We start from the raw sequence: 14,276 nt of genomic DNA on the forward strand, positions 1-14,276 counted from the left end.
TTCGTCAACCTCCTGTCATGCTGGTCGGGATGAGGACTTTAGCGGCTCCGCGTCGAAGCCGAGTCCAAGATCGGGATGCACGATGGCCTGATACGTTCCGTCGGGCGACAGCTTGCCGCCGTCCATGCCGATCAGAACCCGCTGATAAGACCGGGGGGGCTCGCCCTCTCGGCCGATCGTCACGGAATCGGGCTTGATCGCGAGCATCAGCCGCGTGTCGGTGCCCATTCCGCGGTAAGGAACGAGCCGCAGCCGGTCTCCCCAGGCGTACGGTTCGCCCGCCGCGCCGTCCAGCTCGGCGACGAGCCGGTCCGCCGCTTCTCCGCGCAGCCGTTCGGTCCAGCCCGCGGGTAGGCGCTCCCGCCACACCGACGCCTCCATCATCATGACCGGAATCCGGGTCAGCGGGTCGTACAGCCGGTTGCCCGTATCGACCAGTCCGCGGCAGCTCCAGCTGTCTTCTCCTACCGTCACCGTTACGTTCACGACGAAAGCGTCCAGCCTCCGGGTCCGCTCCGCGCTGGCGGAAGCGCCCCGGAACAGCCACACCGAGAGGCCGAACGCTGCCGCGAACAAGCCGAGCTGCATCTGCCATTCAAGCGCCACGCCGCCGCCGGAAGTGACGGACATGTCCGCCCACGGCGTACCCGATTGCCGGAGCAGGAACGAGATGCCGAGCACGCCTCCGAGCGTGGCGAAATTCACCAGGTAAAAAGTCAGAAACAGGCGGACGAATCGAAGCGGACCGCCGTAGCCAAAAGCGCAGAAGACCATGGCGACGGAGACGAGCACTTTGGCGGCGAAGCTGTACAAGTAAGGCGCGTCCGCCAGGAACATCGCCGCCGCATAAGCGGCTCCCAGCCCCGCCGACAGGGCGATGCGGCTGCGCTTGGGCTGCAGCTTGCGCGCTTTGGCCGTCGTCATGAGAACCGTCCCGTCGATCGCCAGGTTCGTGAGAAACACCAGGTCCACATATACGACCATACGAAATCGCCATCCTTTGCGCCCCGGAACGCCGTATGGAGCAAGGCCGGGATGGATGACCTTAAGTATAATCCGATTCAAGTTCGGAGTCTGTCTAATCCTGCCGGAAACGCCGCTGTTTTTTTGTCGAGCTCGCGGTGCCGCGACACGCCACGAATAAGCGAAAACCGTTGCGAAGGCGCCCTCGGATCGGGCGTTCGCAACGGTTTTCGGAATGAAATGCCTGGCATTCGTTTTTCTAGGCAACGGACTTGCGAAGCAGTCCGTAGCTGATGGCCGCATACAGCGGAATAGGTATCGCCGCCCAAGAGAAAAGCTCGACCGAGGTTAAAGGCTTGAAAAAGTCCAACAGCGCGCCCCATTGATCGTAGTACGTGAGCAGGAAAGTTCCGAAGCTTCCCGCGACGAAGAGGACCGCCGAGAGACTCAAGACGCCGAGCCGGCCAAAGCGGCGGTACACGGAGGCGTAGACGAAGCCGACGAAGAACAAGTGAAGAAAGCCGACGAGAAACACCCAAAACCGCGAGATCGCCCAACCGTCGGACAACCAGGGGAGATGAAAATAATGCATCCGGACTCCCCATCCGTTCGATTGTTGTTCCACATAAGTCAAAATGTCGAGCGCCGCCGCGAACGCCACGCTGACGAGAACCGCGAACGCCGCCGTTCCGAGAAAAAAGTCTAGCCGCCTAATGCTGAATCCGATGGCGAACGGGAACGTCTGTGCCGCGATCATGACCCCGGTGACTCCCACCATGATGAAGATAGAGCAGAGCGCTCCCGTATAATAGGGCTCATCTTGCCCGATGAAATAACCGATGATGAGATTGACGACAAACGTGATTCCCATAATCATTCCTGGAAGACCCATCCAGAATACTCGATTTCTCCAGTGCATGCGCACAACGCTTGCGGTCCGATTCATCCTAGATCTCCGCCTTTCGTTCCGGATTCGCATTCGAGGCGTTCGTCATATGAACGACCAACTGCTGCAGCGTGACGGTCTCGGAGGAAAGCCCGAGCCGCTGCGCCCGTTCCCGATCGCCGCCGTCCCCGTCGCCAATGACGACTGCGGATACGAGACCGCCGAGCGTTTGACGGTGGACCGTTTTGCGTCCTTCCGCGAACTCGTTCACCTTAAAGGCCGGGCCCGAGACTCGGATCGCCCGGCCTCGCAGCGCGTCGGCGTCCTCGTCCAGCAGCAGCTTTCCGCCTTCGATCAAGATGACGTGCTCCAGCAGCTTGCTGATCTCGTCGATCAGGTGCGTGGACAATACGATCGTGCGCGGATGCTCCGTGTAATCCTCCATCAGCCGGTCGTAGAACAGACTGCGCGCCACGGCGTCGAGGCCCAGGTACGGCTCGTCGAAAATCGTCAACGGAGCGCGGCTGGCGATGCCGACGATAATGCCGACGGATGCGAGCATGCCTCTCGACAGCTTCTTCATGCCGCGCCGAAGCGGAAGGCGGAATTCGTCGGCAAGCGAATAGGCGTATTCGCGATCCCATCCGGGGAAGAAGTCCGCCGCCGTCTCCAGCACGTCCTTCACGCGGAACGTATCCGGATACTTCTGGCTCTCTTTGATGAAGCAGGTCCGTTTCAGCACCCTTTCGTTCTCGTATGGATTCTCCCCGAAGACCTTAAGCTCGCCGGAGGTAGGCAATTGCTGAGCGGTCATCAGGTGCATCAGCGTCGTCTTGCCCGCGCCGTTCCGTCCGAGAAGCCCGTATATTTTGTTCTCGGCGATCTTTAGGCTTACATTGTCCACCGCCACCGTGTCTTTGTATGCTTTGCGCAGCCCTTTCGTTTCGACGACAACGCTCATTCCTTGTTCTCCCCTCTCCGAATCATATCCGCCAATTGATCTTGCGTGATGCCCAGCTTCTTGGCTTCCCGAACCATCGACAGGACGTATTGCTCGTAAAACTGCTCCTTGCGCTTCTCGATCAACACCGCCCGGGCTCCCTCCTTAATGAACATTCCGATTCCCCTCTTCTTGTACAGTATGCCATCGTCCACCAGCACATTGACGCCCTTCGCCGCCGTCGCCGGATTGATCTGGTAGAACGCCGCAAATTGGTTGGTAGAGGGAACTTGCGTCTCTTCCGGCAAAGTTCCGTCGATGATGTCGTTCTCGATCTTCTCGGCGATCTGAACAAAGATCGGCCGGCTGTCGTCCATATAGGTTCACCGCCTCGTCTAACCAAATTGGTTAATTACTTATGTAACTAACCATATCACCAATGAAGCTGGCCGTCAATCGACTTCTGAAAATAAAGAATAAACCCATGCGCGGCGCGCATGGGCCTATTTCTTTTCCGAGTCATTTCCTGCTTGGCCTCTCGTTCAGCGTCAGAACGTCCGTTGCGCTGTGCAAGGCATGCTGCCCGGAGGCGACGTCAGCGTTGGAGAAAAAAACAACGAAGGCACCATTTACTAACAAAGTTTGTGGGACATGCGTGCCTAACAGGGCTTATCTTCCGGCTGGCGTGATAACGATGCAAATCATCGCATCGAGAGCTAATTCGCCGGACTTCGGCGGCGAGCCGATGCGCTTGCGGTACAATATGGCACCGTTTTCGAGGATTGGCGAGGTGATGGAGATGAATCGTGCTCGTTAATTATGCCACCGTAGAAAAAAAGCGCAAAAAAAACCGTGCCGAATCTCTGGCTCGAGATGGCACGGTACGTTGAAATCCGGACGCTTAGCGGTCGCGAGGACGGTTGCGCAGGAAAGCGGGAATATCGAGTTGGTCGGAAGAGCCGCTGCTCGAACCGAAGGGACGCAGCTGATTTCCGCTGCCGCTCGAGGACGGCCGGGCTTCGTGCTGTTGCTGCTGCATCGGTTCCGCGGCCGGCTGGGTAGGCGCGGACATGCGGCGGGTCTGAGTTTGCGGCTTGTGTTCGAAGCCCGTCGCAATGACCGTTACTTTGATCTCGTCCTTCATCGTGTCGTCGATGCTGGCCCCGAAGATCATGTTCACTTCGGGATCGGAAGCGGAGATGACGATCTCGGCCGCTTCGTTTACTTCGAACAGCGACAGGTTGGAGCCGCCGGTAATATTCATGATAATGCCGCGCGCGCCTTCGATCGACGTCTCGAGCAGCGGGCTCATGATCGCCTTCTTGGCGGCCTCCATCGCGCGGTTCTCGCCGGAAGCGACGCCGATGCCCATCAGCGCGGAGCCGCGTTCGGTCATGATCGTCTTCACGTCGGCGAAGTCGAGGTTGATCAGGCCCGGAACCGCGATCAGGTCCGAGATGCCTTGAACGGCTTGCTTGAGCACGTTATCCGCTTCGCGGAACGCTTCCATCATCGGCGTCTTCTTATCGACGATCTCCAGCAGACGGTCGTTCGGAATGACGATCAGCGTATCGACTTTTTCCTTCAATGCCTCGATGCCATGCTCGGCCTGCAACGAGCGCTTGCGCCCCTCGAACGTGAACGGGCGGGTGACGACGCCTACCGTCAACGCGCCGCATTCCTTCGCGAGCTCCGCGATGACCGGAGCGGCGCCGGTGCCGGTGCCGCCGCCCATGCCGGCGGTGACGAACACCATGTCCGCCCCGCGCAGCGAATTCATGATCCCTTCGCGCGATTCCTCGGCGGCTTTCTTGCCGACTTCCGGATTCGCTCCGGCGCCCAGTCCGCGGGTCAGCTTGTCCCCAATTTGAAGCTTCTGCTCCGATTTCGTCAAATGAAGGGCCTGCGCGTCCGTGTTCACCGTAATGAACTCGACGCCTTTGACCCCGTTCTCGATCATCCGGTTTACTGCGTTGCTGCCGCCGCCACCGACGCCGATCACTTTGATTTTCGCGAGCGGTTCCATTTCAAAATCGAATTCCAACATAATACCCTCTTCCTCCTCGCATCGCTTCCTGTTCCCTCGTCAGCGTCGGCTCATATGAATTCTTTGAATAAGTTCTTGACCCATTCCATAATGCCGGGCTTCGATTCGACCGGACCGGCAGCCGCCGCCGCCTTGGCCTTCGCCGCCTTCTTGGCCGGCGCCGCGCTCCGGGTGCGAACGTACTTGGTCACGTACTGGATCATGCCGACTCCGCTGCTGAAGGACGGGTCCCTCACGCCGATAAAGTCGGGAACGGCGATCCGAACGCTTGCCTCCAGCTCGCTCTGAGCCAGCGGCAGCACGCCCGGCATCGACACCGATCCGCCGGTCAGCACGTATCCGTTCAGTTTCTCCATGTAGCCGAGCCGCTTCACTTCCTGACGGATCATATGGAAAATCTCCTGCATGCGCGGTTCGATGATGGCGGCCAGATCGTATTGGGAGAATTCCTTCTCCACGTTGCTGCCGACCCGCATCACCTTGAACCTCTGATCGTCGGCCGCGTCGTCCGTTCTGGCGCAGCCGTATTTCAGCTTAATCTTCTCCGCATGCTCCGTCTGCGTCTTGAGCCCATAGCAAATATCGCTGGTCACGTAATCGCCGCCGATCGGCAACGTCGAGACGGCGGCCAAGCTGCCGCCTTCGAAGATCGCAAGCGTCGTCGCGCCCGCTCCGATGTCGGCGAGCACCGTGCCCATCATCTTCTCGTCCTTGGTGAGCGCCATCATGCCCGAAGCGAGCGACATGAGCACGACGCCGGCGATCTTGAGCCCCGCCTTCTCCACGCACCGCATCAAGTTATGTACCGCGGCCTTCGTTCCCGTGATGATCGTGCATTCGACTTCGAGCCGAACTCCGATCATCCCCCGCGGATCTTGAATGCCGGTAAGCCCGTCCACCAGAAACTGCTTCGGAAGCAGTCCGATAATTTCCCGTTCGGGCGGAAGCGCGACGACTTTGGCGGCTTGCAGCACGCGCTCGATGTCCTCTTCCCCGATCTCCCGATCCTCGTTGGAAACGGCGACGACGCCGTGGTTGCTTTGCAGTGCGATATGGTTGCCGGCGATGCCGACGTAAACTTCGCCGATCGTGATGCCGACCATGCGCTCCGCGTGGTCGACGGCATTGCGAATGGATTGTACGGTCTGATCAATATCGACAATGGCGCCTTTGCGAATGCCCTCGGAATCCGAGGAGCCGACGCCTATAATGTTGATGGCCCCATTGCTGATCTCCCCGATAATCACCCGGACCTTCGATGTGCCGATATCCAGGCTGACGATGAGGTCGTTGCTGCTCAACCGGTGGCACCTCCAATTAATCGTTGAAAAAAGGGCTGAGTGTGGGATGGTTCCTCTACTTATTCCACGCCTTCGAGGTTTTCCCTCTTTTTTCAACAAAAATTTTCATGATTCTCATTTAGATTTGGGCGATCCTCCCAGGCGGAAAATCGGATGCCCAATAAAATAAATTTTATCATTGTTTCACGAGCTTGAGTAGAGTCCATTTCCTTAGTTTACGGCGCATCCGGGGTTTTGGTCGCCTCGTTTTCTGCCGAATAAGGCATATAATAGTCTGCATCCAGCAGCACGATCCTGCCGGGCTCCCGATTCTCGACGAACTCGCCGATGATGCCGACCTTCTCGGGCAGGAGACCGATCGTCGTCACGATCTCGAAACGCGAGCGAGTGTACATCTTGATCCGGTCCGGATAGGCGGCGGAAGGATCGGGCGCGATCTGCGAGACGTCGCCGATCAGCGAGGGTTCCAGCTTCCCGAGCGCGGCGCAGAGCGCGGCGCGGTTCGCGTCGTCCGCCTTCCAGCCGGTCAGCACCGGCCGGTCGGGAAGCGCTTCTCCCGCCTCCAGCGGCACCGACAGGCCGCTGGACAGCACGACCGAGGCTTTTCCCTGCTCGCCAAGCTCCACCGCCACGTCGGGGTACTCCTGGACACTCACCGTCACTTTGCCCGGAAAGCGCTTGGCGACATGAACCGACTCGACCGCTTTCAGCGTCCGGACGCGCCGTTCCAGCAAACCGGAGCCGGCGGAGAAGAAAGAATCCCCTTTGGAGACGCCCAGCACCGCTTCGACCTCGGCCGGCTTCAAGTGCGCCGTTCCCTTGACCTCGATCTCCGAGATGCGGGACAACGAGGAGCGGAAGAACAGGACGACGAGCGCGATGACGAACAGCGCGATCACGATCGCCAGCAGCTTGCCTCCTCGCCGCTTCTCCGGCACCGCCTGCTCTTTCAGCGCGGGTATCCGTTCGGCCATGTCCGTCCCCTCCATTCTCGCATCTCTATTTTCCCGTTCGGGCTTGTCCGTTTTCGTTCGTAAAAAGAGCCCCACCAAAGGGAATGGCCGCTTCAGCGGGGTGCCGATTATCTGCTGGTTCCTGCTGCGATTCTCTCGAACGGCTGGCGTACGATGCTGCCGCCCAGGTGCCCGAACATATTCTCGATTCTATCGTATCCGCGATCGATATGGTGAACCTGCTCCACGACCGTTCTGCCGCCGGCGGCAAGCCCCGCGATGACGAGCGCCGCTCCGGCCCGCAGGTCGGTCGCTTCCACCGTCGTTCCGTAGAGCTGCGGCACGCCGCGGATAAACGCGGTGTTCAGGTCGAGCCGGATGTCCGCTCCCATGCGGCACAATTCGTCCACATGCTTGAAGCGTCCCTCGAACACCGTCTCCTTCACGACGCTCACGCCGTCGGCCAGCGCCAGCAGAATCATCAGCTGCGCCTGCAGGTCGGTCGGAAACGCCGGATAGGGCGAGGTGACGACGCGTTCGACCGCCCGGGGGCGACCGTTCGCGCAGACTCTCATTATACCACTATCTACCTCGATCTGAACACCGGCGCGGCGCATCACGTGGATCAGGGAAGTCAGGTGCCCGGGCTGCGCCCCTTCCAGCGTCACGTCGCCGTGGGTGGCGGCGGCCGCGACCATGACGGTTCCGGTCACGATCCGGTCGGGAATGATCTCGAAATCGCAGCCTTCGAGCGCCGGTACGCCGTCAATCGTGACCGTGTCCGTACCGGCTCCTCTTACCTGACCGCCGAGCGCGTTCAGGAACGACTGCAGATCTTGAATCTCCGGCTCGCGGGCCGCCCCGACGATCGTCGTCCGCCCTTGGGCGAGCACCGCCGCCATCATGATGTTCTCGGTCGCTCCGACGCTGGGAAAATCCAGAATGATCTCCGCTCCGGTCAGCTTCTTCGCCGTGCATACGATCCGGCTGCCCGTCTCCCGAATCTCGGCTCCGAGCGCCTGCAAGCCGCGCAGGTGAAGATCGATCTTGCGTTCGCCGATCGCGCAGCCGCCGGGCTGGTACACTTCGACCTCCCCGAAGCGGGCGAGCAGCGGACCCATGAGGAACACCGACGAGCGCATCTGGCGCATGAGATATTCCGGAACCCGGGAAGAAGAGGCGCCGGAGCCGTCGACGGTTACCCGGTCCGCAAGCTGCTCCGTCCTGCACCCCAAATCCTGCAAAATTTGAAGCATCACTTCGATATCCAACAATCGGGGAACGTTGCGGAGCGTTACCGTCCCTTCCGTCAGCACGCTGGCGGCGAGAATCGGCAGAGCGGCATTTTTGGCTCCGTGGATGCGTATGGTGCCCGAAAGCGGCTTGCCGCCTTCAATCACCAATTTGTCCAAGGGTTTCACCTCCGGATTACCGCTCACCCATCAGGAGAACCTCCGGCACCAAGCGAATTCCGAAGCGGTCTTCCACGGTGCTCTGTGCCCGGCGCATGAGGGTGAGTACGTCCTCGGCCTTGGCGCCGCCGTGGTTGACGATGAAGTTGGCGTGCATACGGGAGATCTCGGCCCCGCCTTCGCAGGCGCCTTTGAGTCCGGCCGCTTCGATCAGCCTGGCGGCGTGGTCGTTCGGCGGATTGCGGAATACGCTGCCTGCGCAAGCCATCTGCAGCGGCTGCGTCCGCAGCCTGCGATCCTTGTAAGAGGCCATCGCCGCGGCGATCTCCTTGCGGTCTCCCGGCCGGAGCTCGAACGTCGCCCCCGTCACGACGCCGCGCCGCTCTTGCAGAACCGAATGACGATAGCCGAAAGCCATCTCTTCCTTCCCGTAAGTGCCGAACGTCCCGTCTTCCCAGACGATGTCGGCCGACTTTAAGATGCGTGACACGTCCGAGCCGTGCGCTCCGGCGTTCATGTAGACGGCGCCCCCGACCGAACCGGGAATTCCCCCCGCGAATTCCAGCCCGGTGAGCCCTTGCTTGCCGGCCATGACCGACAGCTTGATGAACGAGTACGATGCGCCCGCCTTCGCCAAGCCGTCCTCGAAACGAACTTCGTCGAAGCCCCGGCCGAGCTTGAGAACGGCTCCGCGAATTCCTTTGTCGGAGACGAGCGTGTTCGAACCCCGTCCGAGCGTCGTCCAGGGAACGCCGTGCCGGTAAAGGATGGCGACGGCAGCCGCCAATTGCTCTTGGGAATCGGGAACGATGAAGAGATCCGCAGGTCCGCCGATTTTCCAGGTTGTATGTTCCGCAAGCGATTCGTTCAAGCTTACGCTGCCGACCCGGGCTTGTTCCAGTTCCGCGGCCAACGGTTGCATAAACAGTTCCTCCTTGCCCTGATGGATGGCTTTGCTGCCATTGCCTCCTGCCGCGCAGGCTCGACAATCACGATCACGCTGTATCTTATGTCGGCGCGGTCGGCGTGGTGACAAACGCCCAGCAGCCAAGCCTTCGGTGGATATTTCGCAGAAAAAGCCGGCGCGATTTCCCCGGCCCTCTTACTTATGACGAATGATGCCGGTCAGTTGTTCATAAATGTCCTCTGCCGCCCGCGGCTTGCCCAGTTCGCGCGAAGCCAGCGCCATCCGTTCCCGCCGGGCGGAATCTCGCATGATCGACGAGACGCTCGCCAGCAGCTTCTCTCCGGTCAGGTCGCGCTCCAGAATCATTTCCGCCGCCCCTGCCGAAGCCAGGCTCTCCGCGTTCGGCTGCTGGTGGTTGTTCGTCACGTTCGGGGACGGGACGAGTATCGCCGGCACGCCGAGCGATGTGATCTCCGCCAGCGAGGTGGCGCCCGCGCGGCTGACGACGAGCGAAGACGCGGCGAGCACCTCCGGCATGTTGTGCGCATACGGCAAGGCATGCACGCGGCCGGACAGTTCGGCGGGCAGCTCCCGCAGGCGGGCCGACGCTTCCTCGTAGTAGCGGTCTCCGGTCACGAAGACCAGATGAACGTTCTTCAGGTCCGCAAGGCCGGGCAGCATCGCCAGCACGGCGTCGTTGAGCGCCTTCGCGCCGCGGCTGCCTCCGACCGCCAGCACGAACGGCGTTCCCGCCGTCAGGCCGAGCGAGGCGAAGCCCATCATCGGATCGGCCTTGGCGACCGCGGAGGCGACCGGATTGCCGGCAAACTTTACGTTCTGTCGGCCGGCAAAATGGGGCAGCGAGTCGGCGAAGCTGACCGACACCGCGCGGGCATAGCGGCTCAGGAACTTGTTCGTCAGGCCGGGCACGACGTTCTGCTCGTGAATGAGCGTCGGAATGCCCAGCCGCGACGCCGCGTAAACGACCGGCCCGCATACGTAGCCGCCGGTGCCGACGACCGCGTCCGGCTTGAATTCGCGAAGCAGCTTCTTGGAGCGGCGCACCGCCTGTACGAAACGGGCGATCGTGCGGACGTTCTCCAGCGACAGCGAACGGCGGAAGCCGGTGATGTCGACGCTCTCGAACCGCAGCCCTTGGGCGGGCACGAGGCGGCTCTCCAGTCCCCTCGTCGTGCCGATGTAGAGCAGGGACGTGCCGGGCTCCTTCTCCGCGGCCTCGCGGCCGATGGCGAGCGCGGGATAGATATGTCCGCCGGTTCCTCCTCCGGTCAGCACCAGTCGCATGCTTTCGTCACCTCGAATAACGGGATAAGTTAAGTAAAATGCCTAGCGCCGTCAGCAGCAGCGTCAGCGACGAGCCGCCGTAGCTGACAAGCGGCAGCGTGATGCCCGTCACCGGCAGCAGGCCGATGACGACGCCGACGTTCATGAGCACTTGCGTCGCGATGATGCCGACGATCCCCGCGGCGAGGAAGCTGCCGAACGGGTCGGCGATCGTGATGGCGGTGCGCATGCCCCGCCAGATGAGCAGCAGGAACAGCAGGAGCAGCAGCGCGCCGCCGATGAAGCCCAATTCTTCCGCCAGAATGGAGAAGATGAAGTCCGTCTGGGGCTCGGGCAAATAGTTGTATTTCTGCCGGCTCATGCCGAGGCCGAGGCCGACCAGGCCGCCGGGGCCGATCGCGTACAGCGATTGGATCGACTGGTATCCGGCGCCGAGCGGGTCTTTCCATGGATCGAGGAACGCGGTGATCCGGGCCAGCCGGTAAGGCGCGGCGGCGATCAAGCCGACGAAGCCGGCCACGCCTACTAGCCCGAGCGCCCCCAGATGCGACAGCCGGGCGCCGGCGACGTAGATGACCATCAGCGCGGCGCCGATCATGACCGCTCCCGTGCCGAGGTCGGGCTGGAGCATGATGAGGCCGAACGCCAGGCCGAGAATGCCGAGCGGCGGCATAAGTCCGCGCGAGAACGAGTGAAGCGTCTGCTGGCGGTCGGACAAGAACTTGGCGAGGAACAGAATCATCGCCAGCTTCATGAACTCCGACGGCTGGATGCCGAGGCTTCCGATGCCAAGCCAGCTTCGCGCGCCGCCGCGAACGACGCCGATGCCCGGAATGAGCACGAGCAGCAGGAAAGAGAAGCAAACGATCAGCCCCGGAAACGCCCATTTGCGCCAGCGGCTGTAGTCGAGGTTCATCGTCGCGAACATGGCGGCGACGCCGATGCCGGAGAAGATCATCTGGCGCTTGACGTAGTAGAACTTGTCGCCGTAATCGTGAAAGGCGGCGACGGCGCTGGCGCTGTAGACCATGACCACGCCGATGGCCAGAATGCCGAGCGTGGCCGCGATCATCCAAATATCGGGGGCGTTGCGGGATTTGACCATGGTACCGGACACCTCGCGTAACGAAGAAGTGGGGACAAGCCCCCTTCTTACAGCGTATGCACCGATTCCTTAAAAATGCGGCCTCGCACCTCGTACGAAGCAAACATGTCCCAGCTCGCGCAAGCCGGAGACAGGAGCACGATGTCTCCCGGACCGGCCAGAGCGGCCGCTTCGCGTACGGCGAGCCGCAGCGTTTCGGCGGCATCACCTTCAGGTTCGACGAGTTTGACCGCCGTTAAACCGGCTTCCCCCGCCACCCTGCCGAGCTTCTCCCGCGTCTGCCCGATCGCCACGAGACCTTTGACCCGGTCCCGGAACACGGTCAGCAGCTCCCGGTAGTCCGAGCCGCGGTCGAGGCCGCCGGCGATCAGGACTACCGGCGCAGACATCGAGGCGATCGACATGGCGGTCGCCGTCGAATTCGTCGCTTTGGAGTCGTTATAGTACCGAACGCCGTGAAATTCGCCGACGTATTCAAGCCGATGCTCCACAGCGTTGAAGTTTTCCAGCGGCTGCCGCAGCGTCTCCGGCGCCGCGCCCGCAGCGAGGGCGACCGCGACCGCCGCCAGCGCGTTCGCGGCATTGTGACGCCCCGGGATTCCGAGCCGCGCCGCCTGCGCGATCCGCCGCTCGGAGCCGTCGCCGGGACGGTAGACGATCCACCGCTCCGCCGCCTGCGGGTCGTCCGGGCTCTCTCCCGGAGCTGCCGGCGGATACGGCGGCTCCGCGCAAACCCCGGCCTTCAGCCGCTGCGTCAGCGAGAACGGCAGCTTGCGGGCGGCGAACGTCCGCGACAGCCGTTCGCATACCGGATCGTCGGCATTGTACACCGCCGTGTCTTCCGCCGTTTGATTGGCGAACAGCTTCGCCTTCGAAGCGATGTAGTCGTCCATGCCGCCGTGATAGTCCAGATGCGTCTCGGCGATGTTCAGGAGGCACGCCACGCGGGGCCGGAAATCGGACGTCCCTTTCAACTGAAAGCTGCTGAGCTCGGCGACGAGCCAGTTGCCTTCCGTCGCTTCTTCGGCGGCGTCGCACAGCGGACGGCCGATGTTGCCGGCGACGATGGGCGCAAGGCCCGCTGCCGCAAGCAGCGCGCCGGTCCACGACGTCGTCGTCGTCTTGCCGTTGCTGCCGGTGATGCCGATGATCGGCGCCTTCGACAGCTGTCCCGCGACTTCGACTTCCGTCACCGTCTCGATGCCCAGTTCGGAAGCCCGGACGACCGGCGGCGCGGTATAGGGAATGCCGGGATTTTTGACGAGCAGAGACGTATCCGCGCCGACGAGATCGTCCGGATGCCCGCCGCATACAACAGAAATGCCCAAAGCCTCAAGCTCCTCGGCTTCGGGACATTGCTCTCTCGGTTTACGATCGTTCGCCGCGACATCGGCTCCGATGCGGTGGAACAGCTTGGCGGCGGCCACGCCGCTGCGGGCCAGCCCGAGGACGACCACTTTGCGTCCCCGGTAAGTTGCGATTGGTCTCATATGTCTATAGCCCCTTGTACAAGATCAAGCCGACGCCCGCAAGCACGAGCCCGGCCAGCCAGAATACGGTCACGACCCGCCACTCCGACCAGCCCGTCAGCTCGAAATGGTGGTGGATCGGACTCATCTTGAATACCCGCTTGCCTCGCGTCTTGAACGACGCGACCTGAATGATGACCGACAGCATTTCCAGCACGAACACGCCGCCGATCACGATCAGCAGAAGCTCCGTCTTCGTCAGGATCGCCACGGCCGCCAGCCCCCCGCCGATGCCGAGAGAGCCGGTGTCGCCCATGAACACTTTGGCCGGATGGGCGTTGTAGACGAGGAAGCCGAGCACCGCTCCGATCATCGCCGCGGAGAAAATCGCCGACTGAAGCTGCGTCGCTTCCAGCGCGATCAGAGCGTATGCGCCGAACGCCAGGGCGCTTGTCCCGGACAACAGGCCGTCCAGGCCGTCGGTGAAGTTCACCGCATTGGTTGCCGCGAAAAACACGATAATGACGAATAAATAATAGCCCCAGCCCAAATCCAGCGAGCCGTGAACGCCCGGAAAGCCGATCGACGTGCCGTGGCCCATCCGGTGCAGAATGTAGCAGAACACGATCGAGACGAGCAGCTGGCCGAACAGCTTCTGCTTGGCCGTCAGCCCGAGCGAGCGTTTCAAGAGAATTTTGATGTAATCGTCGAGAAAACCGACCAAGCCGAAGCCGAGGCAAGCGATCAGAAGCGCCCAGAACGACCAGCCGCGGTCGGAAAATTTGAGGAACGCGAGCGTCAGGGCCAGCAGGATGATGACGCCGCCCATCGTCGGGGTTCCTACTTTTTTCTGATGGGACTGGGGCCCTTCGGTTCGCACCTGCTGGCCGAACTTCATCCGCCGGAGCACGGGGATGCAGAGCGGTCCAAGCAGCGCCGCCAGAATGAAGGAGACGCCCAGCGTCCATAATGTCGTCGAATAATCCAT

The 14,276-nt window shown here is 61.7% G+C and carries 13 protein-coding genes; all 13 read right to left on the minus strand.

Going from position 1 to position 14,276, the window contains the following annotated elements:
• Positions 1-15: 15 nt before the first annotated feature.
• Entirely contained in the window at positions 16-984 is a 969-nt protein-coding gene (gene spoIIGA / locus H7C18_RS01855) for a sigma-E processing peptidase SpoIIGA (protein ID WP_185127308.1), read from the minus strand.
• 238 nt (positions 985-1,222) lie between these two features.
• Positions 1,223-1,840, minus strand: coding sequence for a hypothetical protein (locus H7C18_RS01860; RefSeq protein WP_185127309.1), 618 nt, complete (start codon positions 1,838-1,840; stop codon positions 1,223-1,225).
• A gap of 70 nt (positions 1,841-1,910) precedes the next feature.
• Positions 1,911-2,810, minus strand: a complete 900-nt coding sequence (locus H7C18_RS01865; protein ID WP_185127310.1) for an ABC transporter ATP-binding protein — start codon at positions 2,808-2,810, stop codon at positions 1,911-1,913.
• On the minus strand, positions 2,807-3,166 hold the full coding sequence (locus H7C18_RS01870; protein ID WP_185127311.1) for a GntR family transcriptional regulator: 360 nt from the start codon (positions 3,164-3,166) through the stop codon (positions 2,807-2,809). The genes H7C18_RS01865 and H7C18_RS01870 overlap by 4 nt, the downstream gene beginning before the upstream one ends.
• A 524-nt stretch (positions 3,167-3,690) precedes the next feature.
• Positions 3,691-4,836, minus strand: a complete 1,146-nt coding sequence (gene ftsZ, locus H7C18_RS01875) for a cell division protein FtsZ (protein WP_185127312.1) — start codon at positions 4,834-4,836, stop codon at positions 3,691-3,693.
• Between the two features lie 50 nt (positions 4,837-4,886).
• A complete protein-coding gene (ftsA, locus tag H7C18_RS01880; protein WP_185127313.1) occupies positions 4,887-6,137 on the minus strand; it encodes a cell division protein FtsA in 1,251 nt (416 codons plus the stop codon).
• Positions 6,138-6,352: 215 nt separating this feature from the next.
• The gene (locus tag H7C18_RS01885; protein WP_185127314.1) at positions 6,353-7,111 is read right to left on the minus strand and encodes a cell division protein FtsQ/DivIB; all 759 of its coding nucleotides are present in this window, start codon (positions 7,109-7,111) and stop codon (positions 6,353-6,355) included.
• Positions 7,112-7,218: 107 nt separating this feature from the next.
• The gene (gene murA / locus H7C18_RS01890) at positions 7,219-8,502 is read right to left on the minus strand and encodes a UDP-N-acetylglucosamine 1-carboxyvinyltransferase (protein ID WP_185127315.1); all 1,284 of its coding nucleotides are present in this window, start codon (positions 8,500-8,502) and stop codon (positions 7,219-7,221) included.
• 16 nt (positions 8,503-8,518) lie between these two features.
• Positions 8,519-9,424, minus strand: coding sequence for a UDP-N-acetylmuramate dehydrogenase (gene murB / locus H7C18_RS01895; protein WP_185127316.1), 906 nt, complete (start codon positions 9,422-9,424; stop codon positions 8,519-8,521).
• Between the two features lie 180 nt (positions 9,425-9,604).
• Entirely contained in the window at positions 9,605-10,714 is a 1,110-nt protein-coding gene (gene murG / locus H7C18_RS01900; RefSeq protein ID WP_185127317.1) for an undecaprenyldiphospho-muramoylpentapeptide beta-N-acetylglucosaminyltransferase, read from the minus strand.
• A gap of 7 nt (positions 10,715-10,721) precedes the next feature.
• Positions 10,722-11,819, minus strand: coding sequence for a stage V sporulation protein E (gene spoVE / locus H7C18_RS01905; protein ID WP_185127318.1), 1,098 nt, complete (start codon positions 11,817-11,819; stop codon positions 10,722-10,724).
• A 47-nt stretch (positions 11,820-11,866) separates the two neighbouring features.
• Positions 11,867-13,309 (minus strand): UDP-N-acetylmuramoyl-L-alanine--D-glutamate ligase, encoded by a 1,443-nt coding sequence (gene murD, locus H7C18_RS01910; RefSeq protein ID WP_185127319.1) that lies wholly within the window; start codon positions 13,307-13,309, stop codon positions 11,867-11,869.
• 4 nt (positions 13,310-13,313) lie between these two features.
• A complete protein-coding gene (gene mraY / locus H7C18_RS01915; protein WP_185127320.1) occupies positions 13,314-14,276 on the minus strand; it encodes a phospho-N-acetylmuramoyl-pentapeptide-transferase in 963 nt (320 codons plus the stop codon).

It is taken from the genome of Cohnella zeiphila, assembly GCF_014212055.1.
Lineage (GTDB): Bacteria > Bacillota > Bacilli > Paenibacillales > Paenibacillaceae > Cohnella > Cohnella zeiphila.